This window comes from Nostoc sp. UIC 10607 (genome assembly GCF_047228265.1).
Taxonomy (GTDB): Bacteria; Cyanobacteriota; Cyanobacteriia; order Cyanobacteriales; family Nostocaceae; genus Nostoc; species Nostoc foliaceum_A.
This window is the reverse complement of sequence record NZ_JBIQNW010000031.1, coordinates 44,360-59,934: the sequence shown is the minus strand read 5'-3', so window position 1 is coordinate 59,934 and position 15,575 is coordinate 44,360. Positions and strand designations below refer to the sequence as shown.

At 44.0% G+C, this 15,575-nt stretch carries 12 protein-coding genes and 1 tRNA gene; 9 read left to right on the top strand and 4 right to left on the bottom strand.

What is annotated here, in order from left to right; genetic code table 11:
- Positions 1 to 25: 25 nt before the first annotated feature.
- The 4 genes from ACEYW6_RS22815 (at position 26) to ACEYW6_RS22800 (ending at position 3,089) form a co-directional block, all read left to right on the top strand.
- On the top strand, positions 26 to 730 hold the full coding sequence (locus tag ACEYW6_RS22815; RefSeq protein WP_412981554.1) for an SDR family oxidoreductase: 705 nt from the start codon (positions 26 to 28) through the stop codon (positions 728 to 730).
- Positions 731 to 836: 106 nt separating this feature from the next.
- Positions 837 to 1,892 carry a 4-hydroxyphenylpyruvate dioxygenase gene (gene hppD / locus ACEYW6_RS22810; RefSeq protein ID WP_412981553.1) on the top strand — a complete coding sequence of 352 codons (1,056 nt, stop codon included), beginning with the start codon at positions 837 to 839 and terminating at the stop codon, positions 1,890 to 1,892.
- Positions 1,889 to 2,044 carry a hypothetical protein gene (locus tag ACEYW6_RS22805; RefSeq protein ID WP_412981552.1) on the top strand — a complete coding sequence of 52 codons (156 nt, stop codon included), beginning with the start codon at positions 1,889 to 1,891 and terminating at the stop codon, positions 2,042 to 2,044. The genes hppD and ACEYW6_RS22805 overlap by 4 nt, the downstream gene beginning before the upstream one ends.
- Positions 2,045 to 2,396: 352 nt before the next feature.
- Positions 2,397 to 3,089 carry an HAD family hydrolase gene (locus ACEYW6_RS22800; protein WP_196510482.1) on the top strand — a complete coding sequence of 231 codons (693 nt, stop codon included), beginning with the start codon at positions 2,397 to 2,399 and terminating at the stop codon, positions 3,087 to 3,089.
- Positions 3,090 to 3,154: 65 nt separating this feature from the next.
- On the opposite strand, the gene ACEYW6_RS22795 is transcribed toward ACEYW6_RS22800, so the two are convergent.
- Together ACEYW6_RS22795 and ACEYW6_RS22790 are read right to left on the bottom strand one after the other, a co-directional pair.
- Positions 3,155 to 3,283: a hypothetical protein gene (locus tag ACEYW6_RS22795; RefSeq protein ID WP_412981551.1), complete on the bottom strand. Its 129-nt coding sequence runs from the start codon at positions 3,281 to 3,283 to the stop codon at positions 3,155 to 3,157.
- 6 nt (positions 3,284 to 3,289) lie between these two features.
- Positions 3,290 to 3,363, bottom strand: a tRNA-Pro gene (locus tag ACEYW6_RS22790).
- A 138-nt stretch (positions 3,364 to 3,501) separates the two neighbouring features.
- On the opposite strand from ACEYW6_RS22790, the gene lipA reads away from it, so the two are divergent.
- From lipA to ACEYW6_RS22770, 4 genes are all read left to right on the top strand, one after another.
- Complete coding sequence (gene lipA, locus ACEYW6_RS22785; RefSeq protein WP_412981550.1) at positions 3,502 to 4,380, top strand: lipoyl synthase; 879 nt, start codon at positions 3,502 to 3,504, stop codon at positions 4,378 to 4,380.
- A gap of 50 nt (positions 4,381 to 4,430) precedes the next feature.
- Complete coding sequence (locus ACEYW6_RS22780; protein ID WP_412981549.1) at positions 4,431 to 5,360, top strand: NAD(P)H-dependent glycerol-3-phosphate dehydrogenase; 930 nt, start codon at positions 4,431 to 4,433, stop codon at positions 5,358 to 5,360.
- A 575-nt stretch (positions 5,361 to 5,935) separates the two neighbouring features.
- Positions 5,936 to 7,186, top strand: coding sequence for an RNA polymerase sigma factor SigC (sigC, locus tag ACEYW6_RS22775; protein WP_412981548.1), 1,251 nt, complete (start codon positions 5,936 to 5,938; stop codon positions 7,184 to 7,186).
- A gap of 419 nt (positions 7,187 to 7,605) precedes the next feature.
- Positions 7,606 to 8,061 carry a Fur family transcriptional regulator gene (locus ACEYW6_RS22770; RefSeq protein ID WP_190728729.1) on the top strand — a complete coding sequence of 152 codons (456 nt, stop codon included), beginning with the start codon at positions 7,606 to 7,608 and terminating at the stop codon, positions 8,059 to 8,061.
- A 130-nt stretch (positions 8,062 to 8,191) separates the two neighbouring features.
- Here ACEYW6_RS22770 and ACEYW6_RS22765 read toward each other — a convergent pair whose 3' ends face one another.
- Complete coding sequence (locus tag ACEYW6_RS22765) at positions 8,192 to 9,328, bottom strand: peptidoglycan-binding protein (protein ID WP_412981547.1); 1,137 nt, start codon at positions 9,326 to 9,328, stop codon at positions 8,192 to 8,194.
- A 9-nt stretch (positions 9,329 to 9,337) separates the two neighbouring features.
- Positions 9,338 to 13,324: a cobaltochelatase subunit CobN gene (gene cobN / locus ACEYW6_RS22760; protein ID WP_412981546.1), complete on the bottom strand. Its 3,987-nt coding sequence runs from the start codon at positions 13,322 to 13,324 to the stop codon at positions 9,338 to 9,340.
- Positions 13,325 to 13,419: 95 nt separating this feature from the next.
- On the opposite strand from cobN, the gene ACEYW6_RS22755 reads away from it, so the two are divergent.
- A complete protein-coding gene (locus ACEYW6_RS22755; protein ID WP_412981545.1) occupies positions 13,420 to 15,447 on the top strand; it encodes an ATP-binding protein in 2,028 nt (675 codons plus the stop codon).
- The last annotated feature ends 128 nt before the right edge of the window (positions 15,448 to 15,575 follow it).

Below are 15,575 nucleotides of genomic sequence, written 5' to 3'. Positions count from 1 at the left end.
CATGTAAAGAATTATAAATACTACGATGCAAGATAAAGTCGTTGTTATTATCGGTGCTACTGGTGGTATCGGTTCAGCTTTAACACACAAACTTGCGCCTACCGAAGTCCGGTTGGTACTGGCTGCGAGAGATGCGGTTCGTTTAACAACATTAGCAAATGATTTACCAGGGGAAGTTTTGACCGTTCCTACCGATATTACTGACCCCCAACAGGTAGATACTTTGATAGAAAAGACCATTGCTGAGTTTGGTCAAATCGATATTTTAGTGAACGCTGCTGGTGCTGGTATACTCAAGCCCTACAACAGCCTGGAACCAGCTGATTTAGACAAGATGCTAGATGTCAACTTAAAAGGCAGCTTTTACACCACTCAGGCGGCTGCTGAAGAGATGCAAAAGCGTAAGTCTGGTCACATCTGTAACGTGGTAGGAATTCTGGGCAAGCATTCGATGGGAATGGCAGCGGCTTATTCTGCTTCTAAGTTTGGTGTTGTCGGTTTTAGCAAGTGCATGGCAGAGGAACTCAAGCGTTTTGGTATCAAGTTCACGCTATTCTACTTTGGTGGGGTAGATTCTCCTTTCTGGGATAATGTCAACCTAAAAGTAGACCGGAAAAAAATGCTCAGTCCTGAAACTGCTGCCAATGCGATTTTCTTTGCCCTTTCTGCCGAACCGCAAGCTGTGCCAATGGAAATTAACATTCAACCTGATAGCCATCTATTCTTTTAAAGTGAGAGTTCGTCTAGATAATTCTTGCCTGGGAAAGACCTGAAAATTTAGCAAAAAAGGCAAAATTTACAGATATATAAGCTGTTATGCTGGATTTTCAGTATCTATGAAAATTGATCACGTTCATTTCTATGTAGAAGACGCTAAAGTATGGCGCGATTGGTTTGTACACCATCTTGGTTTTCAAGCAGTAGCCGATCGCAGTAGTTCATTTCACACTTGTACAGAAGTGGTCAAAAGTGGTGCTGTCTGCTTTTTTCTGTCTTCACCACTGTTACCCACAAGTCCAGTAGCTGAGTTTTTGCGTCAATATCCACCCGGTGTGGCAGATGTCGCTTTTGCTGTGGAAAATGTGGAAGCTGCGATCGCACTAGCTCAAAAACACGGTGCTACAATTCTACAACCCATCCAGGAACAGAATGTAGGCGCAACATCCCTCAAGTCGAGCAAAATTGCCGCCTGGGGTGGACTGACTCATACGTTAATAGAAAGGTCATTGGTTTTTGACAAAGGACAAATGACAAATGACAACACTTTTACCGCCATAGATCACATAGTGTTGAACGTAGCAGTTGGCGAATTAGAGCGTGCTGTCGCTTGGTACGAAAATATCTTAGATTTTCAACCCCAGCAAGCATTTAAAATTAAAACTGATCGCTCTGCTTTACATAGCCAGGTGATGGTTTCGCGTAACGGTAGTGTCCAATTGCCAATTAATGAACCAGCTTCTAGTAATTCCCAAATTCAGGAGTTTCTAGATGTCAACCGGGGACCAGGAATTCAACATATTGCCTTGCGGACGACTAATCTTGTGAGTGCGATCGCTAAATTTCGTGCCAGTGGTTTATCATTACTCTCAGTTCCGCAAACCTACTACTCACAGCTAAAACAGCGTCCAGGACTTACACTATCACCTCTAGAACTAGAAGCGATCGCTCAACAGGAAATTCTGGTGGATTGGCAAGAATATGCTCCTTTAGAGGGAAGAAATATCGCACCCTTGTTACTACAGATTTTTACCCAACCAATATTTGAACAGCCAACATTTTTCTTTGAGTTTATAGAACGCCGTTTCCAAGCTCAAGGTTTTGGCGAAGGTAACTTTCGCGCCTTATTTGAAGCTATTGAAAGCGAACAAATTAAACGCGGTACGCTGCAATGATGCCTGATTACAAAATATCAATTGAAATTCAGCCAGACTCTAAACAAGTTGATTTTATTGACAAGCAACTTCAAGATTTTAATGTAGGTAAGATTGGAGATTACCAATATACGCCACTGTTTCTATTACTTCGTGATTCAGAAAAAATGTAGTGGATGGCTTGGAGGGTTTTATCGGCTTGGGATGGTTCCATATTGCTACTCTCTAGGTTGCAGAGGAGTTAAGAGGTTATGGATATGGAAAAGCACTTCTTTTGGAGGCATAGCAAGAGGCTGTTAATTGTGACTGCTTAAACGCATATCTTTTTACTTACAGTTTCCAGGCTCCCAAATTTTATCAGCATTTGGGATATGAAGTTTTTGGAAAGTTAGAAGATTTTCCTCCAGGTCATCGTCGATGCTTTCTGAAAAAGAGTTTACAAAAAAACCCTTAGCTAGACTTGATACCCTCGCAAAATAGCCACACAGCTGCGATAATTTTAATAAAATTTAACAATTTCCGCCGATGCTAAGACTTATTACTGACTTCGACGGCCCGATTATTGATGTTTCGGAACGGTACTACCGTGTTTATCAATTTTGCTTGGAAAAAACCCGTCGCCCAGACCAAGTAGTACAAGAACTTCCAAAAGCGGAATTTTGGCAGTTAAAGCGATCGCGTGTTCCTGAAAAACAAATCGCCTTAAATTCAGGGTTAGACGAAGCTCAAGCCCAAGAATTTGCCCAGTTGCGGCGGCAAACTGTCCATACAGAACCTTATTTCAACTATGATACTCTCGCACCCGGTGCTGTGGATGCACTGTTAAAAATTCAACAAGCTGGAATTGATTTAGCAGTTATGACCATGCGCCGAGTTCGGGAACTAGATTATGCCTTCAAAAAACACGATTTAGGGAGATTTTTCCCAGAAAATCGTTGTTATTGCCTGAGTAACGACTATGTTAAAACTCGTGATATTGAAGATAAGCCCTTGTTGATGGCTAGGGCATTAAAAGAACTGCCCCCGGCGGCTGATACTTGGATGGTGGGAGATACAGAAGCCGACATCACTGCTGCTAAAAATCACGGTATTAAGGTGATGGCTGTGGAATCTGGTATCCGCGATCGCACTCAATTGGAACTTTACCACCCCAACTTAATCGTTAAGGATTTTAGCGCTGCTGTAGATTTAGTTATAGAACCTAAACGCCTTGTCTAGAAAGGCTCTTTGACATACTCCCCCGAATTTAGGGAAGCGCATTCGGGGGAGTATGTCAAAAGTCGCTACACTATTTGCCGAGCCATTAACTGAGCAAATAGCCCTTCAACAGTAGCTAGCTCTTGAAAAGTTCCTTGTTGTACAACCCGGACTGCTTGCAATACATGGATGCGATGAGCGTTGCGAATGTACAATAAAAATCGGGATGACTGGATTCGAACCAGCGGCCCCTTCGTCCCGAACGAAGTGCGCTACCAAGCTGCGCCACATCCCGCCACAAAAATGGCATTGTAAATTAAGAATATCACACCTTGTGCCAAATGACAGAATTACATCTATATATATGATCGCTTCACCCAAGGCTTTGCTTGCTACGATTAAATTTGTATAACTCTAGTGGTAAAAGCGGATTGTGACTGTAAAACCAGACTGGTTGCGGGTAAAAGCACCTCAGCGTGAGCGCATCGGTAACGTTAAAGACATTTTGCGGGATTTAGCCCTTAATACAGTTTGTGAGGAAGCGTCCTGTCCGAACATTGGTGAATGCTTCAATGCCGGTACTGCCACGTTTTTGATTATGGGCCCGGCTTGTACACGCGCTTGTCCCTACTGCGATATTGATTTTGAGAAAAAACCCAAACCACTAGACTCCACCGAACCTGCACGACTAGCAGAAGCTGTTCGCCGCATGAAACTTAACCATGTTGTGATCACTTCTGTAAACCGAGATGATCTGGCAGATGGTGGCGCGTCTCAGTTTATAGCGTGTATTAATGCGGTTCGCACTGTTTCACCCAACACCACAATCGAGGTCTTAATTCCTGACTTGTGCGGTAATTGGAATGCTCTAGAGTTGATTCTACAAGCTGCGCCAGAAGTATTAAACCACAATACCGAAACTGTGCCACGCCTGTATCGCCGGGTGCGTCCCCAAGGTAACTACGATCGCACATTAGAATTATTACAGCGCTCTCGCCAAGTTTCTCCTAGCACATACACGAAATCCGGGATCATGGTTGGACTCGGTGAAACTGATGCCGAAATTCGCCAAGTCATGCAAGACTTGCGAACCGTCGATTGTGACATTTTGACAATTGGGCAATACCTCCAACCCAGTCAAAAACACTTGCAAGTAAATGAGTTTATCAACCCAGAACAATTTGCAGCTTGGAAGGCATTTGGCGAAGAAATTGGATTTTTACAAGTTGTTTCTTCACCATTGACAAGAAGCTCATATCATGCTGAACAAGTTAGGGAATTAATGGAACGTTACCCCCGCAGCCAATTTTAGATTTTAAATTTTAGATTGGTGAGCTAAGAGGATGGGGAGACTTTTGATTAATGACTAATTTAAAATCTGTAGCGATTCTTGGTGCGGGTGCTTGGGGTGCATCTCTGGCAAATCTTGCCGCAGCGAATGGTCATAGGGTGGGCGTGTGGTCGCGTCACGGTTCCCAAACTCTCCAAGCAGTTTTAAAAGATGTCCAAATAGTCGTATCTGCTATCTCGATGATTGGTGTGAGAGATGTTGCTTCCCAAGTCCATTCTTTCCCTCTTTCTCCAGAGACAATTTTTGTGACGGCGACGAAAGGCTTAGACCCCCAAACCATCTGCACGCCGTCGCAAATTTGGCAAACAGTATTCCCTAAACATGCAGTGGTTGTTTTGTCTGGGCCTAATTTATCAAAAGAAATTCAAATGGAATTACCAGCAGCCACGGTGGTAGCCAGTAATATTCCCACGGCTGCGGAAATAGTGCAGTTAGTATTTTCTTCTCATCGTTTCCGGGTATATACCAATCCCGATCCCTTGGGTGTGGAACTGGGGGGAACACTGAAAAATGTCATTGCGATCGCAGCGGGTGTGTGCGATGGTTTACAACTGGGAACCAATGCCAAAGCTGCTTTAGTTACCCGTGGACTTACAGAAATGGTTCGCATCGGCAATGACTGGGGTGCAAAGACGGAAACTTTTTATGGTTTATCGGGTCTAGGAGATTTGTTAGCAACGTGCAATAGTCCCTTAAGTCGCAATTACCAAGTCGGTTACCAGCTAGCTGGTGGTAAGTCACTTATAGAAACTCTCGCAAATTTACAAGGAACTGCTGAAGGAGTGAATACTTGCCGGGTTTTGATGCAACGAGCCAAGCAACAAAACATTCCTGTTCCAATTACTGAGCAAGTTTATCGCTTACTTCAGGGTGAAGTCACACCCCGACAAGCCCTTGATGAACTAATGCTGCGAGATATCAAACCAGAATACAACTACTAGTTAGTAGTCGTACAAGTTCAAATTAACGGCTTACAGGGGATACCGAAGAAGACGCAGGGACATTTTATTCTCTGCGTCTCAGGTCTCACCCTCTCTGTGTCAATAAAATTTTTACCGTTAATACTAATCACTTACTCGATATCTATGAGTTCTACTTATACCTGAATAATCCTGAGAAAAAATTGATAAATCGTCAGGATATTACTTTCATAGCCATGTAAATGTGACTATGCCAACTATAAACATGATATTCACTGAAGTATGTTTATACCCTGTTATAAAAGTTACTATCAGTAACCATCAAGGTTGAAATGTTAACTAAGTAGTTTAAATATTGAAAACCTAGCTGCGGATTTGAATAGCTATTGGTTCAATCAAAAGTTTAGCAGCCGATTAAGTTCAGTAATAGTGTATCCAATAGAACCATTACAACTAATTTCTAAAAAAATTGTAATGGAATCTTCAACTATGTTAGTTCATCGTGAATCACGGGAACAATAGCAACAGTTGAATAGCTGACCGTAATCTAAGCTGACCGAAATCTATTGTTACCTGGAGCCATTGAGACGATCTTTATGCCAGCAACATCTTTTTATGCAGATGCCCCCTACAACACCAAAAAGTCCCGCCAGGCTTTGGACTCGGATCTCACGGTTGATGAAAGTGAGTTATCGGTAGATGATTTACAGGAGCTAGAGATGGCTTCTGTTGACCATGCTAACTTTGCTGCTAGCACTAACCGTCGTAGTACAGACCTAGTACGTCTATATCTTCAAGAAATTGGTCGGGTTCGCTTGTTGGGGCGGGATGAAGAGGTTTCAGAAGCTCAAAAAGTCCAACGTTACTTGCGGATGCGGATAGTGCTTGCTAACGCCGCCAAGCAAGGGGATGAAGTGATTACGCCCTATTTAAGGTTAATTGAAGTTCAGGAACGTCTGACTTCGGAACTAGGACATCGCCCGTCTTTAGAAAGGTGGGCTGCTACTGCTGACATAATTTTATCGGATCTCAGACCGACTTTGGCAGATGGCAAACGTCGCTGGGCGGAAATTGCCAAGTTGACAGTAGAAGAGTTGGATCAAATTCAGTCTCAAGGACTCCAAGCAAAAGAACACATGATTAAGGCTAATCTTCGCCTAGTTGTGTCTGTTGCTAAGAAGTATCAAAATCGTGGTTTGGAATTGTTGGATTTAGTCCAAGAAGGCACATTAGGTTTAGAGCGGGCTGTAGAAAAATTTGACCCAACTAAGGGTTACCGCTTCAGTACCTATGCTTACTGGTGGATTCGTCAGGGAATTACACGGGCGATCGCTACTTCTAGTCGCACTATCCGCCTCCCTGTCCATATTACCGAAAAGTTAAACAAAATCAAAAAGGCCCAACGCAAAATTGCTCAAGAAAAAGGTCGCACCCCAACTCTAGAAGATTTAGCAACTGAGTTAGAGATGACACCGACCCAAGTACGAGAAGTTTTGTTGCGGGTTCCTCGCTCCGTTTCTTTGGAAACCAAAGTAGGCAAGGATAAAGACACTGAGTTAGGCGAATTACTCGAAACTGACTGTGTAACACCAGAAGAAATGTTAATGCGAGAATCTTTACAAAGAGACTTGCATCATCTTCTGTCAGATTTGACAAGCCGGGAACGCGATGTTATTTTAATGCGGTTTGGTTTGGCAGATGGTCATCCTTACTCTCTAGCAGAAATTGGCCGCGCTCTGGATTTATCACGGGAACGAGTCAGACAAATTGAATCCAAGGCTTTGCAAAAGCTACGTCAACCCAAGCGTCGCAACCTCATCCGCGACTATTTGGAATCTCTAAGTTAGTCATTTGTCATTAGTCATTTGTCATTAGAAAACTACACTTGACAAATGACTAGGGACAAAGGGCTGATTTGATCCCCAGATCAAAAGCCTTTTAAAGGCTTATAGCAAATTATTTGCATTTAATCGAATAATACTTTCCCCAGACCTTTGCTCAGATACCTTGAAGGTAGGGATCAAATAAACAATTCAAAATTTACTGATTCAAAATTAAAAGTCAAGGGATGCAATCGTTACAAGTATCCTAACTATTAACTGTAGGCAAATTAAATGCAGTACAGCTTAATACTTGAATTTTGATCAAGATTTGATGAATTGTTCTTAAATATTTAGTAAGAATTCTCAATAGGCAATGATTGTTGCAAATTGCTCCCAAGATTTGTTATATTCTCAATTAACGAGCTTTGTTGAGAAATATTAGTATGACTGTCTACACAACTACTTCACTCAAGGCAGAACTGAACGAACGAGGCTGGCGATTAACTCCCCAGCGCGAAACAATTTTACACATTTTTCAAGAACTTCCGCAAGGTGAACATCTGAGTGCGGAGGATCTTTATCAGCGACTAGAAACTGATGGTGAAGGGATCAGCCTGTCAACTATTTATCGGACTTTGAAGTTGATGGCCAGGATGGGAATTTTACGGGAACTAGAACTGGGCGAGGGACATAAGCATTATGAGATCAACCAGCCCTATCCTCATCATCACCATCACTTAATTTGTGTTAGGTGTAACTCCACCATAGAGTTTAAAAACGACTCAATTTTAAAAATTGGGTCGAAAACCGCTCAAAAAGAAGGTTTTCATCTGCTTGACTGTCAAATGACCATTCATGCAGTGTGTCCCAAGTGCCAACGGGCGCTGATGCCGCTTTAGCACTTGGTGGATAATAAGACGAAACTACTCAAATTAACCAAATAAGTGGAATTTTGAGCAGTTCGTAATTTGCTGTTACTAGAGGCAAGCAACCAGTTGGGAATTGATACTAACAACACCAAAGCGGATGTTAAAAGCGTCCGCTCTTAAGATCCTTGAGACTAATGCCGTAGAATTCTTGGGCTTGTTTAATCGCTTTTTTGGTGTCATCTGCCATCACACCATTCAACTTGCCTTTATAAAAACCCCGCTCCCGTAGTCGCGTTTGGATTTCTAGGGTATTAAACTCGCTTTTGCTAGCAGTATTAACTGAGCTATATAACTTAGCTCGCGTAGTTGGGCCAGCAACGCCACTTGCTGCCAAGTAATTAGCTGCCTGGAATCTCCTTACAGCATCGGCAGTATAGGGGCCATAGTAGCCATTTGGCTCTCCCTCTAAATATCCTGCCTGGATCAATTGTTCTTGAATAATTCTAACTGGCTCACCGCGATCGCCTACACGGAGTTTATCTCGATTGACTACCTTTTGGTTTTTGGGAGCCTCTTCTCCATCACCGATGCCAACTCCCGGCAATTTACGCAATGTTGCTGGGCCAACAACTCCATCAACGCTTAATTTGTAAGAATCTTGGAACCGCTTGACAGATTCTTCGGTAATTGGGCCAAATATCCCCGTGGCGTTTCCGTAATAAAAGCCTGCGACTCTTAAGCGTTCTTGCAAAACCCTCACATCTTCACCTTCATCCCCCTTAGAAAGGTAGTTGGGATTACGGCGCTGGCTACTAGCTGAACTAGTAGTACTGGGCTTTTTGGCTTGTGTACTTACAACAGTAGCTTTTTTAGCTTGTGTAGTTGTAGTACTGGGCTTTTTGGCTTGCCAGTTTTCTAATTTTTGCAGGGTGCTTGCTCCAACAATGCCATCCACTGGTAAACCGGCGGCCTTTTGGAAGCGCCGCACAGCTTCTTGTGTGGATACGTCATATACTTGGGTGACTGGAGCTTGATGAAAACCTGCTGTTTTCAACTTTTGTTGTAGATTTCTGACAGAAGGGCCTCGATCGCCTTTTTCTAGTGCCATGACGCTGGTAACAGCGCCAAGAATAGACAAGGACAGAGCGAGGGGCAACATATACTTCCAAGCCCTACCAGAAAGCCGTTTCCAGTCTGGTGCAGCTGCTTTGTTAAACAAAGAACTGAGGGAGACCAATTCACTGGGTGTGCTGTCTTCGTAGGCGAAAGCTAGGTGCAAATACGCAAGATTTTCCATATTTCTTTCCTACACCATTGATTTTTCTTCAATAACTGCTTCAGCTTGATGTACTAGGTTCCTCAAAGCTTCTAATGTTCCTATATTTACATCCTCCCACAAATTGCGCTTGTGTGCTTCTAATAATCTTTCAGCAATATCACGCAGAGCATAAGGGTTCTTTTGCTGAATAAATTCTGACACAACTGGATCGAGCAAGTAAGCTTCTACTATGCCTTGATACATATAATCTTCTACACATTTAGCTGTTGCATCATAGGCGAATAAAAAATCTACCGTCGCTGCCATTTCAAAAGCACCTTTGTAACCGTGGCGCATGGCTCCCGCAATCCACTTAGGATTAACTACGCGAGAACGATACACTCGGGCAATTTCTTCTTTCAGTTGGCGGACGCGTGGTTGGGCGGGTATGGAATTATCACCAAAATACGTTTGGGGATTTTTTCCCTGTAGAGAACGCACCGCCGCTGTTAAGCCACCCTGAAATTGGTAATAATCATCGGAATCTAGTAGGTCGTGTTCACGGTTATCTTGATTTTGCAGGACAACTTGCATTTGCGCCAAGCGTTGCTTGAAGGCTTCGGGGGAGGGAAGTGGGGACTGGGGACTCTTAAGAGGCAGAGGGGCAGGGGGCAAGGGGCAGGGGGAAGTAATTCCCTCTCCTCTGCTCCCTGCTCCCTGCTCCCCTGCTTCTGCTTTCGAAGAGTAGGCGTAAGAACTCCAATTAATGTAGGCGCGAGCTAAATCTTCGTCATCTGTCCAGTTTTGCGATTCTATTAAACCTTGGAGTCCAGCGCCGTAAGCACCTGGACGAGAACCAAAGATGCGATAGCCCGATCGCACTACTGCTTCTTCTACACTTAATCCTTGGCTTGTCCACAAATCAGTTTCTTGGCGAACTGCATCTGCGAGGGGATTTTGCTCTGGCGGTTCATTTAAGTCTGCTACTGCTGACACTGCTTGAGCGAATAAGTCAATTAAGTTGGGAAAAGCATCGCGGAAGAATCCTGAAATTCGCAAGGTGACATCTACACGAGGACGGCCCAAAATCGCCAGGGGCAAAATTTCAAAATCCACTACTCGCCGTGCTGCACCATCCCATACAGGTTGAACTCCCAGTAAAGCTAAGGCTTCGGCTATATCATCACCGCCTGTTCTCATGGTGGCTGTTCCCCACAATGATAAGCCTAGTGTTTTGGGATACTCACCATGTTCTTGTGTGTAATATTCAACGAGGGTTTCAGCTGCTTTTCTGCCGATATCCCAAGCTGTTTCTGTGGGAATGGCGCGAATATCGACAGAATAAAAGTTTCTCCCTGTTGGTAGAACTTCCGGGCGGCCGCGTGTGGGTGCACCAGATGGGGCACTTGGGACATATCCGCCATCGAGTCCGTGTAATAAGTGGGTGATTTCTTGGGGAGTTTTTTGTAGGGCGGGAAGGAGGTGATCGCGTATCCAGGTAGAGACGCGATGAATCGCGTCTTTGCTGGGGGGGGAGACGCGATGAATCGCGTCTGTACAAGAAGAATTTTGATTTATTAGCTGTTCTACTAGGAGGGCGGCGTGTTCTTCTAGAACTTCGACGATATCACCGAGGGTACGGCATTCTGTGCCATTGACTATTGAGTATTCACCGCTAGGCATTGACAAATCGGCTGTGAGGGGATCGAAATCTAGACCCCAATCTTGAGCTATGGCACGGGTAATGCCTGAAGAATGGCGATTGGGTATGCGAGCGATCGCTACTATTAAGTCTCGTAGCTGCCTTCCTTGGGGACATTGCCCAAAAATATGCAACCCATCGCGGATTTGGGCTTCTTTCAATTCACAAAGATAGCCACCGATGGAATTTAAAATTAAGGATTCAGACTTAAAAATTTCTGTTTCATTTTGGATTCCTAAATCTAAATGGAGATTTTCTTTGATCACCAGTTCGTGGATGCGATCGCGAATCACTGGCAAACGCGAAGGATCTAAACTGTCAGCTTCATAATACTCATCAATTAAATTTTCTAACTGTTGCAACGAACCGTAGAGTTCCGCGCGAGTCATGGGCGGCGTGAGGTGATCTATAATCACCGCTTGAGCGCGACGTTTAGCTTGGGAACCTTCACCAGGATCATTGACAATAAACGGGTACAGGTGGGGAAGTGCGCCGAAAGCTACTTCTGGATAACAATTACTGGATAAAGCCACACTTTTACCAGGTAGCCATTCTAGATTTCCATGTTTTCCCACATGAACTACAGCATCAGCACCAAAACATTCTCTTATCCAATAGTAGAAAGCTAAATAAGCATGGGTTGGTTCTAAATCCGGCGCATGATAATTCAAACTGGGGTCATTATCATAACCCCTTGCTGGCTGAATTCCCACGAAAATGTTGCCGAGTTGAATTCCGGGAACGGGGAAAGACGCAGAGGGGCGGGGTGCAGGGGGCAGAGGTGAAAACTCGTCTCCCCTGCTCCCTGCTCCCTGCTCCCTTGCTTCTTCCCCTACTCCCCACCTTTCACTAATACCTTGCTGAACTGCTGGCGGCACAGAAGCGAAATACTGTTGATAGTCTTCCCAAGAAACACTTTGGTTTACCGGAAGCGATTCTCGACCTTCCGGGTCATTTGTTACGCCATCTGTCAGCCGTTGAATCAACTCATCTCCTTGAGCAGGCGGATTTTCTACTTCATAACCAGCTAGATGTAAAGCTTGAAGGATTTCTACACAACTAGCTGGAGTGTCCAGTCCCACACCATTAGCAAGCCGTCCATTGCGGTTGGGGTAGTTTGCCAGAATTAGGGCAATTCGCCGTTCTTGGGGTGGTTTGGAACGCAGACGCGCCCAATTTGCTGCTAGTTTAGCAACGAACTCGATGCGATCGCTCACTGGTTCATAAATTACCACATCTGTCTCTAAATGGGGATTACGAGTTTGTACTGCTTTAAAAGACACAGCACGAGTAATAATCCGCCCATCTACTTCTGGTAGCGCCACATTCATCCCAATATCGCGGGGAGAAAGCCCTTGAAACTGTGACTCCCACTGCTCAATTGATCCGCCACTGAGGATCACCTGCAACACAGGCACATCTAATTTTTCCCATAGTTCAGTTTGGGGTGTTTCGCTTTCCAACCGTGCTAGAGAAAAACTGGTGGTATTCAGCAGCACAGCTATTGATTCGGCTTCTTTGGGTTGAAAAAATTCACTCAACTCAACCTGAACATCGGGTTCACGCAATGAGGAAACAAACACCGGCACAGGTTGTAAATTTTTCTGTACCAAGGCTTCGCATAAAGCATCAATTACCTTGGTATTTCCAGCTAAATAATGAGCGCGGTAGAAAAGGATGCCGATTTTGGGGATTGGGCATTGAAAAGAGGCAGAGGGGCGGGGAGCAGCGGGCAGAGGAGAGGAATTTTCCCCCTGCTCCCTGCTCCCTACTCCCATGCTTCTTCCCCATTCATACAATCCCACACGCGGAACTGGCCGGGGTGGCGGGGGATTGTATGCAGTTAACAGGCAAGTATCAGAGATAAATTGCAGAGCATTAACAAAATTTTCCACACCGCCTTCGCTAAAATACTGCCATATTTGGTTAACAATACCCAAAGGTACGGTAGAGTGGGAGATTAAATCGGGATCAAAAGCGTCGTCTCCTGGCATTACAATAAGAGTTTTACCATTACGTTGCACAATTTCTTGCACTACTTCTAACCCATAACCCCAGTAAGAACGTCCTCCTAAAAGGCGCAAAATAATTACCTGGGCAAGTTCCAAAACTTGCTCCCCATAAGTATCTATGCTTAATTGTTGCTGCAACTGCAACAGGTTGGCGACTCTTAATGCAGGAAAGCTTGTAGGTAATTTTGTCACCGCAGCTGCCAAAGTTTGAATGTCGGTATCAGCAGCCGTAATTAACACGAAAGGCGCTGGAGTTTGTTCTAGAAAAATTAAGCCCTCTGACTGATTCCATCCACCCGATATGCTACTTGTACGATGCATAATGCTGTATTACCGTCTTAAACTATATGGTTATTGCACAATCAAAACAAACCTTTTCCTTGCATTCAGCCCCCTCTTACCAGTAATGATTTAAAATGCTTAGTTCTCCTGATTTGAGCTTTTCTCGAACCTTGCCTATTGTTGTATTTAATCAGCTTGGGGAATTGTTGGAACAGATGGCTCAAACGGTGGGAAGTGCCGCTCTGATACTGACAGAAGCTGTATTGATGCGGATTTACATACCTGTGGAATGGCAAAGGCAAAGGTTTACGTTGGTGGTTTCTGAGCAGTTTAGTGCGCTGTTGATAGGAAACTTAGCGCAGGGGGAGGAAGGGGAGCAGGGAATTGACTCGGCACTCAATGCTAGTTTGACATTTAATTTAGAGGCGATCGCAACATTTGTCTACGAATTGAGAGACTTGTTTGAGTGCGATTCCTCCACTCACCAAAATCTCGAAGGCTATCGCCAAATTATTCGGCCCAATGATGCCACACTCCAAAGTCAATTCTCGCTGTTGTTATTAGAATATCTCTTAACTCAGCCAAACCAAGAGATAATAGCACCTCCAAGCTCAACTGCACCGACAGTTTATATCTGTCAGCCAGTGGAAGATGCTTTAAAAAAACAGATTTCCCAAGAACGGTTGTTAAATCAGGTAACAACGCAGATCCGCAAAAGCCTGGATTTGCCAGTGATTATGGCAACGGCAATTACACAGGTGCGTGAGTTTCTAGAATTAGACCGATTAGTAATCTATAAATTTGCAGGTTCCCAAGTCAAGACTCAACAATACCAGTCTGACACTATTCCCTTCAACGGAACCGCACTGGTAACAGGCATGGAACTGTCGGTTGGTGAACCTTCCGAAATCTATTTTTCTATACACAATAACAACGGTAAACACTCGCCTTCTGTGTCAGTCAATAATCAGCCATTACTAGAATACTGCCACAACTATGGTGGTTATATTGTCTATGAAGCCCGTGCTACAGATGCTATTACATCGGTGTTGAATTACACGGAAAAAAATTGCTTTATTCGAACCTCTCAATGTTGGAATAAGTATCGCCAAGGCTTTACTTTAGCTGTGGATGATGTCGAAAAAACTTATGCTCTGGAAGAGTGTTTGCTGAATTTTTTAAGGGAATGCCAAGTGCGGGCTAAGTTGGCTGCACCGATTATGTTTGAGGATAAACTGTGGGGTTTGCTGATTGCTCATCAGTGCGATGAACCTCACCAGTGGAATGATAGCGAAAAAAACTTCCTAGTTGCGATCGCAGAACAATTAGCGATCGCAATTCACCAAGCTGAGTTAATGCAAACGCTCACCCAAGAAAAAGAAACTCTCGAACAACGAGTTATTGAGCGCACAATGGCCCTGCGTGATGCCCTCCTCGCCGCCGAAGCTGCTAGCCGCCTCAGAAGTGAATTTCTAGCTACTATCAGTCATGAATTGCTCACGCCTTTAACTTATGTTATTGGGATGTCTTCTACATTGTTACGCTGGCCTTTAGGTGAATTGAGTCAACGACAACGGGGTTATCTGCAAACAATCCACGATAGTGGAGAACATTTATTAGAAATGATTAATGACATCCTCGATTTATCGCAAATCGAGGCTGGTAAGGCAGCTTTAAATATTGCGGAATTTTCTTTGGTAAATGTTGCCGAAAATGCTGTAAAGTCACTACAAAAAAAGGCAACAAGTGAACAAATTACTCTTAAACTTGATTTGCAAATCGATCCCAGGCGCGATCGCTTTACCGCCGATGCCGAACGAGTAGAACAAATTCTCTGGAATCTGTTAACTAATGCCATTAAATTCACTCCTGAAAGTGGCTGCGTTACCTTACGCCTTTGGGTGGAAGATGATACTGCTATTTTTCAAGTGGAAGACACCGGGATCGGCATTCCCGAAGAAAAATTACCATTACTGTTTGAGAAATTTCAGCAACTCGATACACCCTATCGCCGCCGCTACGAAGGCACTGGACTTGGACTAGCTTTAACTAAACAACTTGTAGAACTCCATCGGGGTCGAATTGAAGTAGAATCAACTGTAAGTATTGGCTCTATTTTTACTGTATGGATACCAACTCAGGCAATGAAAGTGGTAAGTTAGGAGTTAAGCAAGAGACGCGATGAATCGCCGTCTTTACAATAATCAGTCTTTTGTAGAGACGGCGATTTATCGCGTCTTTTTGATGATTTATCGTATCTTTGCGATCTAGAATTTTCATCAAAAAACCT